This window comes from Erwinia sp. MMLR14_017 (assembly GCF_033657285.1).
Lineage (GTDB): Bacteria > Pseudomonadota > Gammaproteobacteria > Enterobacterales > Enterobacteriaceae > Erwinia.
Window position 1 is genome coordinate 34,668 of record NZ_JAWVWP010000017.1, and the last position, 18,549, is coordinate 53,216.

The window sequence follows — 18,549 nt, forward strand, 5'->3', positions numbered from 1 at the left end:
ACTCTTTTGTTAAGGATAAAGAGCGGCCACGCGGCAAACCTCTGCACTGAATTAAGGCGTTTTAATGCTGACCTGCACCATCCGCGTGCGCTTTAAACAGGTCAATAATTCATAACTTTTTCATCCTTACCAGCCTGGGTTCGAAGTGGTATGGTGACGTAACCCTGAAATGTGTTGAGGAACAGTAAGATGATTGTATTTGTTACCGGCGCCACCGCTGGCTTTGGAGAAAGCATCACCCGTCGGTTCATTGCCCATGGGCATAAAGTGGTGGCCACTGGCCGTCGTCAGGAGCGACTTCAGGTTTTAAAAGAGGAGTTAGGCGATGCGCTCTATCCTCTGCAACTGGATGTGCGCAATCGTGCGGGAATTGAAGAAGCGCTGGCAAGTCTGCCTGCTGAATGGCGCAACATTGATGTCCTGGTGAACAATGCCGGGCTGGCGCTTGGCATCGAGCCGGCGCACAAGGCCAATCTGGATGACTGGGAGCTGATGATCGACACCAATAATAAAGGTCTGGTATATATGACCCGCGCGGTGCTGCCGGGCATGGTGGAAAGAAATATTGGTCATATTATCAATATCGGGTCGATAGCGGGCAGCTGGCCTTACGCTGGTGGAAACGTCTATGGCGCGACCAAAGCCTTTGTCCGGCAGTTCAGCCTGAATCTGCGTACCGACCTGCACGGTACCGCCCTGCGCGTTACGGATATTGAACCGGGCCTGGTAGGCGGAACGGAGTTTTCTAATGTGCGTTTTAAAGGTGATGATGCCAAAGCAGGAAGCGTTTATGACGGTACCGAGCCATTAACGCCAGAAGATGTAACTGAAGCCGTTTATTGGGTGGCGACGTTGCCTGGGCATGTCAACATCAACACGCTGGAGATGATGCCGGTGGGCCAGACGCTGGCAGGCCTGAAGGTGCATAAGGCATAAGGTGAAAGAAAAAAACCTGGCTGGTAGCAAGGCATTGTTACGGAGCATGTTATTCATGACTAAACCGGGTGCGGTGGAAAGGCGTCACCACGGAGCACATTATCCGGGACGTCGTGAATCCATCCGTGGAGACTTGGCTGCCGCATCCCTGCGGCATACACTCGGCTAATGCACACCGGGGTGCCACCCAATGAATTCGGTGTTGTTGATGAGTTTGACGTTCACACAGGTCAAAACCAGATTTGATACTGGATATGGATATGGATATGGATTTGGAAGTTGGTTTTGATTTTCTATAACAGGCAACACCAATGTTTGGGGGAAGGGAGAGCGGGCTGATAAGCAAAAGCTAAGCGGCATGGACGCCGCTTCGCAGCCCCAGGGATGGGTTCACGGCGTTTTTGTGTTCAGCCCGCTCTCCCTGACCAGGCTACCCAACTTTCAGGCAACTTACCGTTCTTATCCCTTTTACCTTTTTTATTCCTTTTTATTCGTTTTAGCGCTAAGCCCTTCCCCATCCGGCAACAATGATCAGCATGCCGCAAAAAGCGACGGCAGCACCCAGCCAGTCGTAATGCGTGAGCTTCACGCCATCCACAAACCGCAGCCAGATTAATGCCGTTACGACATAAACACCGCCATAGGCGGCGTAGACTCTGCCGCTGGCTGCCGGATGCAATGTAAGCAGCCAGACAAACAGTGCCAGACTGGCTGCTGCAGGCACTAACAGCGCTATGCTGCCCCCCTTTTTAAGCCATAACCAGGGCAAAAAACAGCCGACAATCTCGGCGATGGCCGTGAGGAAAAACAGGCATGTGGTCTTGAAAAACAGCATGAACTTTCTCTCAGAAAGATAAACGAAGGGGCGGCTCACGGGTTACACTTTTCCGGCAGATGATATACTCACTACTGGATGTATGAGCCTTCAAGAATAGCGAAAACAGAGGAAATCAGGAAATGTCGATGAAACAATGGCAAAAAAATCTGAGCAAGGCTGCTCTGCCGCTGGTGCTTTTGGGCGCCCTGTTCAGCATACAGCAGAGTGCTCAGGCCAAAACAGATCGTTTAATTATTCAGGATGGCGATAACGCACTGAGTAACGAGCAGGCGCGTCAGGAGAAAGAGCAGTGGGATGAAACCCATCGGCTACGCAGTAAAGTAAACACGCGCGTTGAAAAGAATTTTGATAAAGCAGACCGCGCTATTGATACCCGTGACGCTTGCGACCAGAGCCTTAACGTTAATGCTTACTGGGAACCAAACACCCTCCGCTGCCTTGACCGCCGTAACGGGCGTCCGGTTGCGCCATAATCAATAAGAACTGCTATAGTTAGCCCGAAGCAAACAGCTCCGGTAAACAGAGGGATGACAGGATGAAACAGTATTCGTGGATGTTAGCCGCAGTGATGATCGCCGCGCCGCTGGCCGTACAGGCCTCCTGCGAGACGGTTAAAGCGGACATTAATCAGAAAATCATTAATAACGGCGTTGGCGCCAGTGATTTTACGTTAGATGTTGTGCCAAACGATCAGGTCGATCAGGCGGGCGGCCAGGTGGTGGGACACTGCGCGAACGACACGCAAAAAATCGTTTATAAGCGCAACGGTGCAGAAAGCGAATCTGTCCCTGCCAGCACCGGAACCTCTCAGGATGCTCCTGCTTCCTGATAAACATGGGGGCGGTTCTCGCCCCCAGACTTCTCTCGCCTGTTCCTTCTAATGGGGCTTTGTTGCGGGAACCCAGCGCGCAATCAGCAGACTGGCCACGGCAATTCCTACCGATACCACAAACACCCAGTGCAGTGAATAAGCAACCTCATTCACCATAGAGTGCAGCACGCCCTGACCGAGCGCATCCCGCTGCGGCTGGGACATAATCTGCTGTACCGGATCGTTATGGCCCGGCAGGCGAACCATCAGATTATAATTCAGCACTGCCCCCATGACTGCGGTACCCAGCGCTGAGCCGAGCATACGGCTGAACATAATGGATGCGGTACAAATACCCCGGATTGAAAACTCTGCTGTATTTTGCACTGCAATCAGGAAAGTGGTACTTGTCATACCCATGCCGGTGCCAATGACAAAAGCGGAGATCGCGGCATGCAGTACTGAACTGCTGCTGTGCAAGGTTAACAGTAATGAGGTCCCCAGTATCAACAGCACAGAACCTGTTTGAGCAGTAAAACGGTAGGATGTTTTTTGCATCAGCCGCCCGCTCAGGGTACTGGCAAGCGGCCAGCCGATGGACATCATTGCTAACGCGCTGCCCGCCTGGAGCGGTGTTCCGCCATTTACGCCCTGTATCCAGGTAGGTAAAAAGGCGCTGATCCCCATCATGGCAGCGCCGATCGCCAGATTACCGGCGTTGCCCGCCACCAGCGTGCGGCTGCGCCAGATAGCCATTGGAAAGAGCGGCTCATCAGTCCCTCGTTCATGGCGCAACAACGCCATTCCCGCCACTAAAGCTACCGCAATCAGCGCTAAAGCCCAGTAACCCAGTGATTCCGCCTGTAATAAAGCGGTCAGCAGCGCGCTGACGGTCAGCATCAGCCAGGCGCTACCCGCAAGGTTTAACTTTTGCCCTTTCTCACTATGGGATTCAGGGAACCAGCGGGCCAGCATCAGCATCGAAACAATCCCAATGGGCACGTTAACCCAAAAAATCAGCGCCCAGTTGAAGTGCTGCACAATCCACGCCCCCGTCAACGGGCCGGTTATAGCAGCAATGCCCCACACGCTGGAAAGCCAACCCTGAATGCTGGCGCGCTCTTTAGGAGGATAGACGTCAGCAATAATGGTTGAAGTCAGCGGCATGATCGCCCCTGCGCCCAGTCCCTGGAACGCCCTGAAGAGGATCAGCCAGGCCATGTTAGTGGCAAAACCGCAAAGCACAGAGCCTGACAGGAACAGCGAGGTGCCGATGAAAAAGACCCGTTTTCTACCCCATAAGTCCGCCAGCCGGCCATAGACAGGGACGCTTACCGCCTGCGTCAGTAAATAGATGGAAAAAACCCAGCCAAACTGCGAAAACCCACCGAGTTCAGCAATAATGGTAGGCATTGCTGTAGCAACAATGGTCACCTCAATGGCCGCCATAAACATCGCCAGCATAGCGGCAACCAGGATCCAGTGGCGATGCGTCACCTGGGATTGGGCTGTATCAGACATAAGTCTCCTTGAATAAGCTTCCTTTATTCTGGCCTGGAATGGGGGCAATAATTTCCGAAAAGTGCTTTTTGTGCAAGATTCATTGTGACAGTGTCACTTTTCAATCGATAAAATATTTTCATTGAACTCAGGCCAGTACCGGTAAGGGATTAAGCGCCCTGCTCACTAAAACTATCCCTCTGATTTTAAGCCTTAAACTTGGCATTACCCGATGAAGACTGCTATAGGTTGAAGGCGCTTTCAGACCCTTTATCAACAAAAAGCGTTAAACGTCACACTTTTTCAGGTGTCGTACCGTGTTGAACAAGTTAGACGTTTTCTGGCCATGCGCTGCTTTTGTGCAGTGAGACTGCCAGATTGTTACTTAGCTCTATCCCTTTGGGATTTTCAGGGAGAATGGGATCCATGCAACATCATACTCTGCTTCGGCGGGCTCTACTCGCCATGCTCTTTATCGCTGTAGTTATTGGTCTGCTGGTTTACGGCCTTGGGTTAGAAACCATTAAAGCCCGTCAGGTCGATCTGCTTTATCTCGGCCAGCAACACATGCTGCTGGTATTCTGGTCGATGCTCTTAGCCCTGTTGGTAGGCATTCCCAGCGGGATTATCCTCAGCCGTCCTTTCGCCCGTAAATGGGCTGAATATGTCATGCAGATCTTCAACGTCGGCAATACTCTTCCGCCGCTTGCCGTCCTGGCGCTGGCCATGGTGGTGTTGGGCATTGGCGATCGCCCTGCCATCATCGCGCTTTTCCTGGCTTCTTTACTGCCTATTGTGCGTAACACCTACTCCGGTCTCTGCTCGGTGCCTGCTTCTCTGACCGAAGCGGCTAAGGGCATCGGCATGACTAAAGGCCAGCGCCTGCGCCAGGTCGAACTGCCTAACGCCTGGCCGGTTATGCTGTCCGGCATTCGCGTGGCGACAGCCATTAACGTAGGTACCGCGCCGCTGGCGTTTCTGATTGGCGCCAGCAGCTATGGTGAGCTGATCTTCCCCGGAATTTACCTTAATGACTTCCCTACGCTCATCCTTGGCGCCGCAGCGACAGCGTTGTTTGCGCTGATCCTCGATATGCTGCTCGCTGGCCTGGGGCGTATTTTAAGCCCTCACACGGCCGTATAAGAATAATCAGGAGTGAATCATGGCTAAGGCCTTCTCAATGACCCGCTGGGTCAGATCTACCGCGCTGGCGCTGGGAGCCACGCTGGCAATGAGCGCTACCGTAGCGGCTGAACCGATCAGAATGGCAACCAAAAGCTTTACTGAGCAACATATCCTTTCAGCCCTGACCACGCAGTACCTGCGTAAAAAAGGGTTTCAGATAGAGCCTAAAACCAATATTGCGACCACCATTGGCCGTAATGCCATGATCAACAAACAAATTGATATGACCTGGGAATATACCGGCACCTCGCTGATTATTTTCAACCATATTAATAAGCCGATGTCTTCTGAAGAAGCCTATAACACGGTTAAAAAACTGGATGCCAAACTGGGCCTGGTCTGGCTGAATCCCGCGCCGATGAACAATACTTACGCCTTCGCCATGCAGCGTAAGCGTGCTGAGGCAGAGCACATTGAAACAATGTCGCAACTGGTGGCGAAAATTGAAGATATTCGCAAAAATGACCCCGATAATAACTGGATGCTGGGCCTGGATCTGGAGTTTGCCGGACGTTCAGATGGCATGAAGCCGTTACAGAAAGCCTATAACATGCCGCTGGATCGGCCGCAGATCCGGCAGATGGACCCCGGACTGGTTTATAACGCTGTACGGGATGGTTTTGTTGATGCCGGACTGGTCTATACCACCGATGGCCGCGTAAAAGGCTTCGATCTGAAAATCCTGAAAGATGATAAAGGTTTCTTCCCCAGCTATGCCGTTACGCCGGTAGTGACCCAGGCCGCGCTGGATTCGCATCCCGGACTGGCCGAAGCGCTTAACAGTCTGTCACCGCTGATCACAGACGATGCGATTACCGAAATGAATAAGCGCGTTGATATCGATCATCAGTCTCCGCAAAAGGTGGCGAGTGATTTCCTGAAATCTAAAGGTTTGATCTGAGGAGACCATATGGACACCCTTCATTATATTATTGATAACTGGAGCTATCTGGCTACCTTAACTTTCCAGCATCTCTGGCTCGTAGGGCTGGCGGTGGGAATGGCGATCGTTATCGGCGTGCCGCTGGGAATTGTTATCGTGCGCTACAAATGGCTGGCTACACCGGTTCTTGGCCTGGCAACCATTGTGCTTACTATCCCTTCCATTGCGCTGTTTGGCCTGATGATCCCGCTGTTTTCGCTGGTGGGCCAGGGAATTGGGGTATTGCCAGCGGTGACCGCAGTATTTCTCTACTCTCTGCTCCCTATCGTGCGCAACACCCATACTGCTCTGGAGAATATCCCACCGGGGCTTCGCGAAGCGGGTCGCGGTATTGGTATGACTTTTTCTCAGCGTTTGCGTTGGGTTGAGATCCCGATGGCGCTGCCGGTGATTTTTGGCGGTATTCGTACCGCTGTAGTGATGAACGTAGGCGTGATGGCGATTGCCGCCGTTATTGGCGCCGGCGGACTGGGCCTGCTGCTGCTGGATGGTATCAGCGGCAGCGACATCCGTATGCTGATTGCAGGCGCTCTGATGATCTGCCTGCTGGCAATTATTCTCGACTGGCTGCTGCACCGTCTGCAGCTGGCGCTGACTCCAAAGGGGATTCGATAATGATAAAACTGGAAAACCTCACCAAAACCTTTAGCCAGAAAAACGGCGCCACTTTTAATGCCGTGGATAATGTCAGCCTTAACGTGCCGGAAGGCGAAATGTGCGTGCTGCTTGGCCCTTCCGGCTGCGGTAAATCGACCACTCTTAAGATGATTAACCGTCTGATCCCCTCGACCAGCGGTAAAATTTTGATCAACGGTGAAGATACCAGCGGACTGGACACCGTTACCCTCCGCCGGAATATTGGTTATGTTATCCAGCAGATTGGTCTGTTCCCGAATATGACCATTGAGGAGAACATTACCGTGGTGCCCCGGATGCTGGGCTGGGATAAGAAACGCTGCCGCGATCGCGCCAGTGAACTGATGAGTATGGTTGCGCTGGACCCCAAAAACTTCCTGCATCGCTATCCCCGTGAAATGTCTGGCGGGCAACAGCAGCGTATCGGCGTGATCCGTGCCCTGGCCGCCGATCCACCGGTTTTGCTGATGGATGAACCTTTTGGCGCGGTCGACCCGATCAACCGCGAAGCTATCCAGAATGAATTCCTTGATATGCAACGTCAGCTGAAGAAGACCGTGATGCTGGTCAGCCACGACATTGATGAAGCGCTGAAGCTGGGTGACCGCATTGCGGTATTTGGTCAGGGTAAAATTGTGCAGTGCGCCAGCCCGGATGAGCTTCTGGCAAAACCGGCTAATGAGTTTGTTGGCTCTTTCGTCGGCCAGGATCGTACGCTGAAGCGACTGCTGTTGGTTCAGGCGGGCGACGTAACCGACCAGCAACCTACCATCACCGTCAGGAAAAGCACCCCGCTTGCTGAGGCGTTCGGCATGATGGACGATAATGATATGCGCTCCATTACGGTGGTGGATGATGATGGCAAACCGCTTGGCTTTGTGAAACGCCGCGAGGCGCGCGGCGCTTCTGGTCATTGTGCCGATATGCTGAATAAATTTACCGTAACCGGACGTGCGGAAGAGAACCTGCGCGTTGTGCTGTCCAAACTTTATGAGCACAACCTGGTCTGGATGCCAATTGTGGATGAGGAAGGCCGTTACAGCGGAGAGATTTCGCAGGATTATATTGCGGATTATCTGAGTTCAGGTCGTACCCGTCGGGTGCTGAATCTGGCCTGACGATCCAGCCAGCGGTGATGAGCCGCTGGCTGTTATATTCACTCTGTGCCACCAGTTGTGGTGGCAAAGCTTATCAGAAGACTTTGCCGCTGACTGGGCTGTCACAGTTTTAACGCACTAAGATCCAGATATTTTGCCAACTCCCGCGTTTCGGCGCGCGGTAAATAAGGTAGCTCACCCAATAACGGCGCCTGAATTTTGCTGCTCAGCACGCTGATGATCTCGGCATAATGCGCCAGCCCCGGATTGATGCGGTTGGCAACCCAGCCCAACAGCGGCAGGCCATCATTCTGGATAGCCTCTGCGGTCAGTAACGCATGGCTCAGGCAACCCAGCTTGATCCCTACCACCATAACGACCGGAAGCTTCTCTTTTACTGCCCATTCTGACAGCGGTCTGAGATCGTTCATCAGGCTTCGCCAGCCCCCCGTTCCCTCCACGACCACATAATCGGCCTGTTCTGCCAGCGATCGCAGACCGGCACTCAGCATCGGGTAATCGATTGTGGTTTCGCGGCTGGTGCTGAGTTCATCATCCAGTGCTGTGACCGGATTGATTGCGGCATAGGGTAGCTGCAGTGAAGAAGAGGCCTGTAAAATCAACGCATCTTTATTACGTGGCCCCACATCTGTTTGCTGGCTGCTTTTTGCTACAGGCTTGTAGCCAACGGTGATTTTATTGCCCTCTGCCAGTTTCTGCAGAAGCGCACGACTGACCACTGTTTTACCCACCTCGGTATCGGTGCCAGTGACAAATAACTGCATCAACATGCCCTCCCCATCGACCCCGCTTGGTCAATCAATTAAATTTCGTTAACTGTCAGAGCAGGCATGGTAGGACAGGCGAGATGAGATCGGTTTGCGTTAGCGCAATATTTTCTCATTAAGTGCGAATATTTATTACCCCTGCAGGAGCTTCACCAGCAAGGTGCCGTCATAAAGCGCATCCTTAACTAATGCCGCGCCGCGCATTGTTCCCACCTGATGAAAATGTGTGGGTTCGACTTCAATCTGCTGGCTGTAAGCCGGTAATGCCTGGCGATGAATCGCGTTAGCGATAGCGGGGAACAGGATCGACTGGGCCTGATTAAGCGGCGAACCAATCAGAATTTTTTGTGGATTAAAGAGATTAACCATGATGGCGACGATGCGTCCCACGCTCTGCCCAACGCCCGCTATCAACTCTTTTGCCAGCGCATCATCTTGCATGGCCGCTTCGCACAGGCTGTCAATGCTCAGGGGCTGCCCCTGCAGGCTGCTGGCTTCACCAGTTCGCAGGCGTTGTTCAGCCAGCTCTAACAAACTTTCGCTACTGGCGACTGTTTCCAGACAGCCGTGATTGCCGCAATAGCACTGTTTGCCGTGAGGATCGACCTGCGTATGGCCAATCTCTACCAGCGTACTACTGCCGTTATGCAACAGTCTTCCACCAGTGATGACTCCCGCCCCTACCTGATGATCGATAACGACCTGAATGACGTCTCTGGCCTGCTGGGAAGCACCAAAAAGCGACTCGGCCAGCGTCCAGGCACAGACATCATGCTGAATATAGACCGGTAAACCAGTGCGTTTCTCAAGCTCTGGCCCGAGAGGCATATCGGTGACGTCATAAAAAGGCATGCGGTGAACAATGCCGCTGCGGGCATTTAAAATGCCGGGAAGCGTAATGGCTATCGCTGTCAGGCGCTCCAGCTTTTGTTGATGGCGAATAAAGAAAGCGTCTATTTCTGCAATGATCCTGTTTAACAACGGCTCGCTGTCCATTACAGGCAACGGACAGATATCTTCCGTAACCAGTTGACTGCTTAAATCGCGTAAAGCCAGCAGAATATCGCCGTGGCCAATACTCACCGAGAGGTAGTGCCAGGCTTTGGTGTCGAGGATCAAACCAACGGCAGGCCGTCCGCGGCTTCCCGGTTCCTGAAATTCCGTTTCCTGTACCAGGTGCGCTTCCAGCATCTCACGTACAATTTTGGTAATGCTGGCGGGGGCGAGCTGCGCTTTTTTAGACAGTTCAATGCGCGAAATGGGACCACAGCGGTCAATCAGGCGATAAACGGCCCCGGCATTGGTCTGTTTGATCTGGTCAATATGGCCTGGCTGGCCGTCCACTATCACACCCTGCTCCTGGTTATTTTCACGCTTCAAAATAAAGCCTATCTGCATGGTGAAACACTTCACGGATGCCGTCAAATATTTGATTCGGAATGTGATTTACAGCACATAAAAGCGCTTCAGCTGCCCGATAAACCGCCAACGCTGGCCGCCAGCAGCAGGATTTTCATCTGTTCAATAACCGCTGTGGTTTCGCGTCGTCGCGACCAGACCAGCCAGACTTCGGACCAGGCATCCTGCTCTTTCAGTGCCAGCCAGCGGACATCATCCAGACGAATACGGCTGAACGAGGCTGGAAGAATGGAAATGCCCAGGCCAGTGGCGACCAGGCCGAGAATGGTCATCGCCTCTCCCACTTCCTGAGCAATATTGGGCGCAACAGCGTATCGCTGAAGCAGAGCCAGCGTTTCGGTATAGAGCGCCGTGCCGACCTGGGGGTCAAAAAAGACAAAGGGTTCCTGCGCCAGTTCCGTGACTGAGATTGCCGCTTTCCCCGCCAGGCGATGATCGCGAGGGAGTACCGCACAGAGCGGTTCACGAAGCAGCAACTGATGGGCAAGCGTTTCAGGTAGCGGTGTATTTCTCATCACCCCCAGATCCAGTCGGCCCTCATTCAGAGGTTCAAGCTGCTGTCGCGTATTGATTTCCTGCATCTGAATATGGACGCCCGGATGCCGTTGGCGAAAAGTGAATAAGGCATCTGATACGGCGGTAATAAAGGGAGCCGAAGAGGTAAACCCAATCCGCAGCTCGCCCTCTTCTCCCCGATGCAGGCGGGCAGCTTTATCCGCAGCCTGCGTTACGCTCTGCATGATCTGCCTGGCATCATTAAGAAACTGCATACCTGCTGCCGTCAGTTGAACGCTTCGGTTAGTTCGCGCGAACAGCCGTGCGCCGATCTGCTGCTCAAGGATTTGGATCTGCTGGCTGAGCGGAGGTTGAGAGATGTTAAGACGCTGTGCCGCCCGGCCAAAATGAAGCTCTTCCGCTACGGCAATAAAATAGCGCAAATGGCGCAGCTCTATATTCATATCTTTAAAATCTCATTTAAGATTATTAATATATTAGACATCATACTGAGCGCTTATTACAGTAAATGATGAAATTAACTCCCTGAAAGGATTTGCAGTGAATCGCTCCTTATCTTCCGCGACGCTGGACGACCGCGTTAAGCGGAATCCGCAACCTGTGCCTGATAGTGAATTTATTGAGCGCGGCACCCCGCAATACCTGCGCGTAACCCTGGCCTTATTTTCAGCGGGATTAGCCACCTTCGCCCTCCTCTATTGCGTGCAGCCCATTATGCCGGTGCTGTCGCATGAATTTGGCGTTTCTCCGGCCGCCAGCAGCCTTTCGCTCTCTGTTTCTACGGGGCTGTTGGCGCTGGGTTTACTGTTGACCGGGCCGCTTTCGGATGCCGTCGGCCGGAAATCTGTGATGGTGACCGCGCTGCTTCTGGCCGCAAGCTGTACGCTGCTTTCAGCCGTCATGACCAGCTGGCACGGGATCCTGATTATGCGGGCGCTTATCGGCTTATCACTAAGCGGCGTGGCTGCGGTGGGCATGACCTATATCAGCGAGGAGATGCACCCAGGCGTGATCGCCTTCTCGATGGGGCTCTATATCAGTGGTAACTCTATCGGCGGAATGAGCGGCCGACTGCTAAGCGGAGTGATCACCGATTTCAGCTCATGGCGTATTGCTGTCGCTGTTATCGGCTGTTTCGCTCTCGCCTCGGCCCTGATGTTCTGGAAAATCCTGCCGCCTTCGCGCCATTTCCGTCCTGCATCCTTAAAACCCCGCAGTCTGCTGATTAATTTCAGGCTGCACTGGCGCGATAACGGTCTTCCGCTGCTGTTTGCAGAAGGATTTTTGCTGATGGGTGCCTTTGTTACGCTGTTTAACTACATCGGCTATCGCCTGCTGGCGCCGCCCTACTTTATGAGCCAGGCCATTGTCGGCCTGCTTTCCGTGGTCTATCTCACCGGCTCATGGAGTTCGCCGAAAGCGGGTTTGATGACGGCAAAATTTGGTCGTGCAGCCGTACTGCTGTTTGCGATTGGCATGATGGTGGCAGGCGTACTGATGACGCTGTTCAGTTCCGTCTGGCTGATTTTGCCGGGTATGATGCTGTTTACCGCAGGATTTTTTGCCGGACATTCGGTAGCCAGCAGCTGGATCGGCCCACGTGCCCGACGGGCTAAAGGCCAGGCAAGCTCTCTCTATCTGTTCAGTTATTATCTGGGTTCCAGCGTGGCCGGGACGGCGGGCGGGGTTTTCTGGCATCAGTTCGGCTGGCAGGGAATTACCGCTTTTATTATTGTACTGCTGATGGTGGCTTTGCTGGTGGGGGTTCGTCTCAGAAGTAAACAGCTGTAAAAGAACGGGCCTTGCGCCCGTCCTCTGCTCTGCTGCACCTAAAGGCTTACGCTTTAGTGCGGTCCGCATAACGTTTATGTAGCTTTTGCAGTTTAGGGGGAATAACTGCCAGGCAGTAACGATTCTGCTGCCCTTCGCCTTCCCAGTAATTCTGATGATAATCTTCAGCCGGATACCACTCCGCCGGCCCCTCAATCGTGGTCACAATTGGGCTGGTATGATCTTCCTGTGCCCGCACGATAGCGGCCCTGGCTTCTTCAGCCTGAGCTTCATCAGCGGGAAAAATGGCTGAACGATACTGAGTACCGATATCGTTACCCTGGCGATTAAGCTGGGTTGGATCGTGGGTAGCAAAGCTGATATCCAGCAGGTCACCATAGCTCACCTTTTCAGGATCAAAGCCCAGGCGGATGGCTTCAGCATGGCCCGTATCACCCTCACAAACCTCACGGTAAGTTGGATTAGCAGTATGCCCGCCGATATAACCACTTTCTACAGAAACTACACCGTTGATTTGTTTGAAGACCGCTTCGGTACACCAGAAGCAGCCTCCGGCGATGGTTGCATATTCTATTGTCATGGTGACTCCTCTTTTAATGTAGCCGGACTTAATGACAGCCGATCCGGCTCAATGCAGGCCATTGCAGCATAAGCGTGTCAATAATACCATCCAGTTCTTCCCGGCTTGCCCCCTCCCGTGCGCGCACGGACATGCCCTGCAGCAGGCAGCCAAGATAGGCTGAAAGCGCGGCAATATTCGTTTGTGCATCAAGTTCACCAGCGCTCTGACGTTCAAGTAAAAAGTGTTGGAGATGGCTCTCCTGACTGGTGTGGCGCGCTTTAAGCATATCTGCCACTTCGGCAGAGTCCGCTGAAAGCGCCGTAGAAGTACAGATAAAGAAGCAGCCCGCTGGTTTCTGCCCGTCGGTAAAACAGGCTGCGGTAGAACGGAAATAGTTTTCCACCCCTTTTTCAACGCAGCTCTCCGGACAGGCTAAAGCCGCCTGCCGTTGATCGGCAAACTTCTCGGTATATCTGTCTACGGCCGCGCGGAACAGCCCCTCTTTATTGGTAAATTCTGCATAGAGCGTTGGGGCTTTTGCACCCGTCGCCTCGACCAGATCTGACAAGGATGTGGCTTCATAGCCATGTTGCCAGAAGAGTTCAAGCGCCTTATCAAGGGCAGCTTCGCGGTTAAACGTTTTTGGCCGTCCCCGGCCCTTACGTGTGCAGATGTCCTGATCAGTCATAAGTCCTCTCTGTTGACACAGCACTTGCTGATTAAATTACCGATCATTATAAAAACTTTCAGGGCGTGATGTCGAGTCTCTTTATCACATTCCTGCTGCAAAAATAATTTACCGCAGCAAGCGCAGGTTCAGGGGAGATTTAAAATTTTTTTTTGGGTTTAAAATCTTATAAATCAGGGAGATGATAATTAAATTAACGATCGATAACAAAATACTATTGACGAACAGGCGAGGCAGGCATACCATTTAGTTATCGATCGTTAACTAATAACGACGCACAGATAAACTAAACCGGATTGAAGGAGAATATAAACCATGAAAACGATGAAAATGACCCTTGCAGCCCTCGCACTGACTTCCCTCTCATTTGCCGGTTTTGCGGCAGACAGCGTGAATCAGGAACCGATGAACCAACAACAGGTGGGCGTGGTAAGTGCTACAGGTAGCAACCTCTCCTCACTGGAATCTCAGCTGGCTACTAAAGCCGATGCCGCAGGCGCTAAATCATTCCGGATTACCTCAACTACAGGTAATAACCGCATGCATGCTACTGCAGAGATTTACCAGTAATTACGCCGAATGAGCTTTCTTTCTAAAAATTTAAATTATTAAGGGTATCGTCATGAAAAATATCAAATTAACTATCGCGGCCGTTCTCCTGGGTTCTCTCTCTTTTGGCAGCATGGCGGCAGAACTGGTTACCAGTGCCCCATCCAGTCAGCAGAAGCTGGGCGTAGTCAGCGCAACCGGCAGCACTAACCTGGCTTCGCTGGAGGCACAACTCTCGGCAAAGGCTCAGGAGGCGGGCGCGAAATCTTTCCTCATCACTTCGACCTCTGGTCAGAACAACCTGCATGGCACAGCCATCATTTATAATTAATTTCGACAGCCGCCCTGCCGTCAGCTCACAGCTGGCGGCGGTTATTTTTCTGCACTCAGGAAAAAATATTCCTTTTTCTTTTCCTTCCCCTTCGCTTTTTGTTCTCTCTGCAACATGTGTACAAATCCCGCAGCGCTAAATCCCCTCAAAATCCCTTTTAGATCTGGTTTATTTACTGCAACTAAGCGGTGGAAATATATACCGCACTCTTAATGCGGAAATAGATCATGCCCGGCCTCCCCTGATTATTTTTAATTGAATGCTCAATCAATAAAAACTATGATGGTTATCAGTTTTTGCACATTATGTTATTGAAAAGGTGAAAAATTGGTTAATTAACAGAGTTAAATCAGAAAGATAACTTTACACACCTGAGATTTCCCCAGTGTAGTTAGCGGATATGCGGCGACTTTTCCCAGTATGCGCTAAGGCACGCTTTGCGAAAATCAGGTTCCATCTTGATTGATTTCGGAGAAGGTATGCCGACAACTGAAATATCCAGGAAAGAACAACAAGACCGCATAAATCCTGTGGTCTTTTATACCTCAGCAGCGCTGATACTGCTGTTTTCTTTAACCACCATTTTTTTTACTGAATTATCCGATCGGTGGATTAACACTGCCCTGGAGTGGGTATCAAATACCTTTGGTTGGTATTATCTGCTGGCAGCTACGGTTTATATCGTCTTTGTAGTGGTTATTGCCGCCTCGCGCTTTGGCTCTATCAAACTGGGACCAGAACAATCCAAACCTGAATTCAGCCTGATGAGCTGGGCGGCGATGCTGTTCGCTGCGGGTATCGGTATTGATCTGATGTTTTTCTCGGTAGCAGAACCGGTGACACAGTATATGATGCCGCCTGAAGGCCAGGGTCAGACGATGGAAGCGGCGCGCCAGGCCATGGTCTGGACGCTGTTCCACTACGGTTTAACCGGCTGGGCTATGTACGCACTGATGGGGATCGCTCTGGGCTACTTCAGCTACCGCTACGGTCTGCCGCTGACCATCCGCTCTGCCCTTTATCCTATTTTTGGCAAACGTATTAATGGCCCTATCGGTCACTCGGTCGATATTGCTGCGGTAATCGGTACCATTTTTGGCATTGCAACCACACTGGGGATTGGCGTAGTTCAGCTGAACTATGGACTCAATGTGCTGTTCCATGTGCCTGAAGGGCTGACGGCGCAGGCTGCGTTAATTGCCCTTTCCGTGATTATGGCGACCATCTCGGTGACCTCAGGCGTAAATAAAGGGATCCGCATCCTCTCGGAATTGAATGTTCTGCTGGCGCTGGGGCTGATCCTCTTTGTGCTGTTTATGGGCGATACCAGTTTCCTGCTGAATGCGCTGGTGCTGAACGTCGGGGATTATATCAACCGCTTTATGGGCATGACGCTGAACAGTTTTGCCTTCGATCGCCCAACGGAATGGATGAATAACTGGACGCTCTTTTTCTGGGCATGGTGGGTTGCCTGGTCGCCGTTTGTCGGCCTGTTCCTGGCCCGAATCTCTCGTGGCCGTACAATCCGACAGTTTGTCGTCGGCACGCTGACCATTCCCTTTATCTTTACCCTGCTCTGGTTGTCGATTTTCGGCAACAGCGCGCTGAATGAAATTATCCACGGTAACCTGGGCTTTGCGCAGGAAACGCTGGCGCATCCTGAGCGCGGCTTCTATAGCCTGCTGGCGCAATATCCAGCCTTTACCTTCAGCGCTTCGGTGGCAACCATTACCGGCCTGCTGTTCTACGTCACCTCTGCTGATTCCGGCTCGCTGGTGCTGGGAAATTTCACCTCTCAACTCAGCGACATCAATAGTGATGCACCAAACTGGCTGCGGATCTTCTGGTCACTGGCTATTGGGTTGCTTACGCTGGGAATGCTGATGGTCAATGGCGTCACGGCGCTGCAGAAAACCACGGTGATCATGGGACTGCCGTTCAGCTTTGTGATTTTCTTTGTCATGGCCGGTTTGTACAAATCTCTGCGCGTGGAAGATCACCGGCGTGCAAGCAGCGTTGCCAGTACTCCGCCCATGCCGGTTTCCCGTGAAGACCGTCTGAACTGGAAGCAGCGTATTTCTCGCGTGATGAACTACCCTGGCAGCACCCACACTAAAAAGATGCTGGATACCGTTTGTCTGCCCGCCCTGCAGGAAGTTGCGCTGGAGCTGGAAAGGCGCGGTGCTGAGGTACAGGTTAACGAACTGCCGCCGCTGGAAGATGAGCGTCTGAATCATCTGGAGATGTTAGTTACGCTGGGCGAAGAGCAGCGTTTTCTCTACCAGATCTGGCCTCAGCGCTACTCTGTGCCCGCCTTTACTTATCGGGCACGCAGCGGCAAGTCAGATTATTTCCGGCTGGAAACATTCCTGCTTGAAGGTACCCAGGGCAATGACCTGATGGATTACACCAAAGAGCAGATCATTAATGACATCCTCGATCAGTATGAGCGTCACTTAACCTTCCTGCATATTCATCGGGAAGCGCCGGGCAACACCATGCCCTTCCCCGAAGTCACTTAACGCACTCTTGTTAGTAATAAAGCCAGGCAAGTGCCTGGCTTTATATTTAGCGCAGCCTCTCCTGCTTTCGTTGTTTAGCCGCCATTGAGTTCGCAACCCACCTTGCAAGAGCAGGTCCTGTCAGGAGTACAATAATAAAACGCCCGGTTTGCATTGACATCACAAACGGCATATCAACGTGGCTGGATGAAGCAATAATAGCCACCGAGTCGGCCCCGCCCGGACTGGTTGCCAGATAGGCAGTCAGCGGCTCGATACCGGCAAAATGGACCAGGCAAAAAGCAAATACACCGCAGATCGCTACCAGACTGAAAATCGATAATAAGAGTCGCGGCAAGGCTTTCGCTACATAAGTAAGAATTGCCCGGTTAAAGCGCAGCCCAATACTCCAGCCAATAATCGCATAAGCCACCATTAACAGAGCTGGCGGCAATTCGATTGAGATCACTTTGAAATCCTGCAAGAGCGCCCCGCCCGCAAGGGTGATTAATAACGGCCCTGCCGGAATACGCCAGAACCGGCTCACCAGCACTCCCCCGACAATAATCAGTAGCGTATAACCAAAATGGCTCCATGCCACGGCCTGAATGATATCAAAGCTTGAAGCCATGCTGCCTGCAGGCACTGCGGGTGCCCAGATACGCGCCATCAGCGTTGCCGTTATAGCCACGACCACTACCCGCAGATATTGCATAAAGGCGACCAGCCGCACGTCTGCCCCATAACTTTCTGCCATTAATGTCATGGCCGTAGCCGCACCGGGTGACGATCCCCAGATAGCGGTTGAACCTGGCAACACTTGCCAGCGAGCCAGTAACCATCCCAGCAGAGTGCTGGCGATAATCACCGAACTGATACTGGCGACAAATAAAGGCCAGTTCTTAGCCATTTCAACAAAGAGTGAGGCGGGCATCGCTCTGGCAATCATCATCCCTACCACCCCCTGAGCCAGAGAAAAGAGCTGGCGATGGATAACCAATGGCTTGTCACGTGCTGCGAAAATAATAGCCATGGCCATGGGTCCCAACAGTAGTGCTGCCGGTAGATTCAGGCTCTCCAGCCCAACAACCGTAAGAGCCGAAAACAGAATCAGCCAGAACCAGCGCATGCGGGGTGTTTTCATTTATAGCTCCAGGAGGTGTTCAACACGAACCCCCGCATTTTATCAGCTCATCGCCTGCCTGCCAGGCATTCTTACAGCTACATTTTTTTTCAGGTTTACTCGGTTTTGCCGCGATGGTTGTCTGATTCAATTAATAGTATGTTGTAACTAAAATATGAGCAACAACCACTTTCTGCCATCCTCATTTTTGCGCCTTCCTGACCGGCTGGCCGTTAATAAACATATGCTTTGAAAAGCCAAAAGCATGGTGCTTTTATCAATCTGTCTGGCGGGCAGCCAGATAAACCGCTTTTAATCCTGATGAAGAGAGGAGT

Annotated in this window: 19 protein-coding genes; 11 read left to right on the forward strand and 8 right to left on the reverse strand. The window is 52.2% G+C overall.

The genetic code is table 11. The features are described 5' to 3' along the window. The first annotated feature begins 189 nt into the window (after nucleotides 1-189). On the forward strand, nucleotides 190-936 hold the full coding sequence (gene ydfG, locus SD961_RS20635; RefSeq protein WP_318792195.1) for a bifunctional NADP-dependent 3-hydroxy acid dehydrogenase/3-hydroxypropionate dehydrogenase YdfG: 747 nt from the start codon (nucleotides 190-192) through the stop codon (nucleotides 934-936). Nucleotides 937-1,438: 502 nt separating this feature from the next. On the opposite strand, the gene SD961_RS20640 is transcribed toward ydfG, so the two are convergent. Next, nucleotides 1,439-1,771: a YnfA family protein gene (locus tag SD961_RS20640; protein WP_318792196.1), complete on the reverse strand. Its 333-nt coding sequence runs from the start codon at nucleotides 1,769-1,771 to the stop codon at nucleotides 1,439-1,441. A gap of 128 nt (nucleotides 1,772-1,899) precedes the next feature. Here SD961_RS20640 and SD961_RS20645 point away from each other — a divergent pair, with 128 nt between their 5' ends. Beyond that, nucleotides 1,900-2,247 carry a DUF1283 family protein gene (locus SD961_RS20645; protein WP_318792197.1) on the forward strand — a complete coding sequence of 116 codons (348 nt, stop codon included), beginning with the start codon at nucleotides 1,900-1,902 and terminating at the stop codon, nucleotides 2,245-2,247. A 62-nt stretch (nucleotides 2,248-2,309) separates the two neighbouring features. After that, the gene (locus SD961_RS20650; RefSeq protein ID WP_318792198.1) at nucleotides 2,310-2,603 is read left to right on the forward strand and encodes a DUF1161 domain-containing protein; all 294 of its coding nucleotides are present in this window, start codon (nucleotides 2,310-2,312) and stop codon (nucleotides 2,601-2,603) included. A 48-nt stretch (nucleotides 2,604-2,651) separates the two neighbouring features. Here SD961_RS20650 and SD961_RS20655 read toward each other — a convergent pair whose 3' ends face one another. After that, on the reverse strand, nucleotides 2,652-4,106 hold the full coding sequence (locus SD961_RS20655) for an MDR family MFS transporter (RefSeq protein WP_318792199.1): 1,455 nt from the start codon (nucleotides 4,104-4,106) through the stop codon (nucleotides 2,652-2,654). Between the two features lie 405 nt (nucleotides 4,107-4,511). Between SD961_RS20655 and osmY the strand changes: the two genes are divergently transcribed. The 4 genes from osmY (at nucleotide 4,512) to osmV (ending at nucleotide 7,967) form a co-directional block, all read left to right on the forward strand. Further along, complete coding sequence (gene osmY / locus SD961_RS20660; RefSeq protein WP_318792200.1) at nucleotides 4,512-5,228, forward strand: osmoprotectant ABC transporter permease OsmY; 717 nt, start codon at nucleotides 4,512-4,514, stop codon at nucleotides 5,226-5,228. Between the two features lie 88 nt (nucleotides 5,229-5,316). Continuing rightward, on the forward strand, nucleotides 5,317-6,171 hold the full coding sequence (locus tag SD961_RS20665; RefSeq protein ID WP_318792230.1) for a glycine betaine ABC transporter substrate-binding protein: 855 nt from the start codon (nucleotides 5,317-5,319) through the stop codon (nucleotides 6,169-6,171). 9 nt (nucleotides 6,172-6,180) lie between these two features. Then, nucleotides 6,181-6,828, forward strand: a complete 648-nt coding sequence (gene osmW / locus SD961_RS20670) for an osmoprotectant ABC transporter permease OsmW (protein ID WP_318792201.1) — start codon at nucleotides 6,181-6,183, stop codon at nucleotides 6,826-6,828. Further along, nucleotides 6,828-7,967, forward strand: coding sequence for an osmoprotectant ABC transporter ATP-binding protein OsmV (osmV, locus tag SD961_RS20675; protein ID WP_318792202.1), 1,140 nt, complete (start codon nucleotides 6,828-6,830; stop codon nucleotides 7,965-7,967). The genes osmW and osmV overlap by 1 nt, the downstream gene beginning before the upstream one ends. A gap of 101 nt (nucleotides 7,968-8,068) precedes the next feature. Here osmV and bioD read toward each other — a convergent pair whose 3' ends face one another. The 3 genes from bioD to SD961_RS20690 all read right to left on the reverse strand — a co-directional run bounded on the left by bioD (nucleotide 8,069) and on the right by SD961_RS20690 (nucleotide 11,112). Then, nucleotides 8,069-8,737: a dethiobiotin synthase gene (gene bioD / locus SD961_RS20680; RefSeq protein ID WP_318792203.1), complete on the reverse strand. Its 669-nt coding sequence runs from the start codon at nucleotides 8,735-8,737 to the stop codon at nucleotides 8,069-8,071. Nucleotides 8,738-8,866: 129 nt separating this feature from the next. Continuing rightward, nucleotides 8,867-10,084 carry an ROK family protein gene (locus SD961_RS20685; protein WP_318792231.1) on the reverse strand — a complete coding sequence of 406 codons (1,218 nt, stop codon included), beginning with the start codon at nucleotides 10,082-10,084 and terminating at the stop codon, nucleotides 8,867-8,869. Between the two features lie 116 nt (nucleotides 10,085-10,200). Further along, nucleotides 10,201-11,112 carry a LysR family transcriptional regulator gene (locus tag SD961_RS20690; protein WP_318792204.1) on the reverse strand — a complete coding sequence of 304 codons (912 nt, stop codon included), beginning with the start codon at nucleotides 11,110-11,112 and terminating at the stop codon, nucleotides 10,201-10,203. A gap of 97 nt (nucleotides 11,113-11,209) precedes the next feature. On the opposite strand from SD961_RS20690, the gene SD961_RS20695 reads away from it, so the two are divergent. After that, nucleotides 11,210-12,460, forward strand: a complete 1,251-nt coding sequence (locus SD961_RS20695) for an MFS transporter (RefSeq protein ID WP_318792205.1) — start codon at nucleotides 11,210-11,212, stop codon at nucleotides 12,458-12,460. 46 nt (nucleotides 12,461-12,506) lie between these two features. Here SD961_RS20695 and msrA read toward each other — a convergent pair whose 3' ends face one another. Both msrA and SD961_RS20705 read right to left on the reverse strand, forming a co-directional pair. Next, entirely contained in the window at nucleotides 12,507-13,040 is a 534-nt protein-coding gene (msrA, locus tag SD961_RS20700) for a peptide-methionine (S)-S-oxide reductase MsrA (protein WP_318792206.1), read from the reverse strand. Between the two features lie 28 nt (nucleotides 13,041-13,068). Further along, nucleotides 13,069-13,710, reverse strand: a complete 642-nt coding sequence (locus tag SD961_RS20705; RefSeq protein WP_318792207.1) for a TetR/AcrR family transcriptional regulator — start codon at nucleotides 13,708-13,710, stop codon at nucleotides 13,069-13,071. A gap of 315 nt (nucleotides 13,711-14,025) precedes the next feature. Here SD961_RS20705 and bhsA (SD961_RS20710) point away from each other — a divergent pair, with 315 nt between their 5' ends. The 3 genes from bhsA (SD961_RS20710) (at nucleotide 14,026) to SD961_RS20720 (ending at nucleotide 17,112) form a co-directional block, all read left to right on the forward strand. Next, on the forward strand, nucleotides 14,026-14,280 hold the full coding sequence (gene bhsA, locus SD961_RS20710; protein WP_318792208.1) for a multiple stress resistance protein BhsA: 255 nt from the start codon (nucleotides 14,026-14,028) through the stop codon (nucleotides 14,278-14,280). Between the two features lie 52 nt (nucleotides 14,281-14,332). After that, the gene (bhsA, locus tag SD961_RS20715; protein WP_318792209.1) at nucleotides 14,333-14,590 is read left to right on the forward strand and encodes a multiple stress resistance protein BhsA; all 258 of its coding nucleotides are present in this window, start codon (nucleotides 14,333-14,335) and stop codon (nucleotides 14,588-14,590) included. A 479-nt stretch (nucleotides 14,591-15,069) separates the two neighbouring features. Next, complete coding sequence (locus SD961_RS20720; protein WP_318792210.1) at nucleotides 15,070-17,112, forward strand: choline transporter; 2,043 nt, start codon at nucleotides 15,070-15,072, stop codon at nucleotides 17,110-17,112. A 46-nt stretch (nucleotides 17,113-17,158) separates the two neighbouring features. On the opposite strand, the gene SD961_RS20725 is transcribed toward SD961_RS20720, so the two are convergent. Next, a complete protein-coding gene (locus SD961_RS20725; RefSeq protein WP_318792211.1) occupies nucleotides 17,159-18,235 on the reverse strand; it encodes an AbrB family transcriptional regulator in 1,077 nt (358 codons plus the stop codon). Nucleotides 18,236-18,549 lie beyond the last annotated feature (314 nt).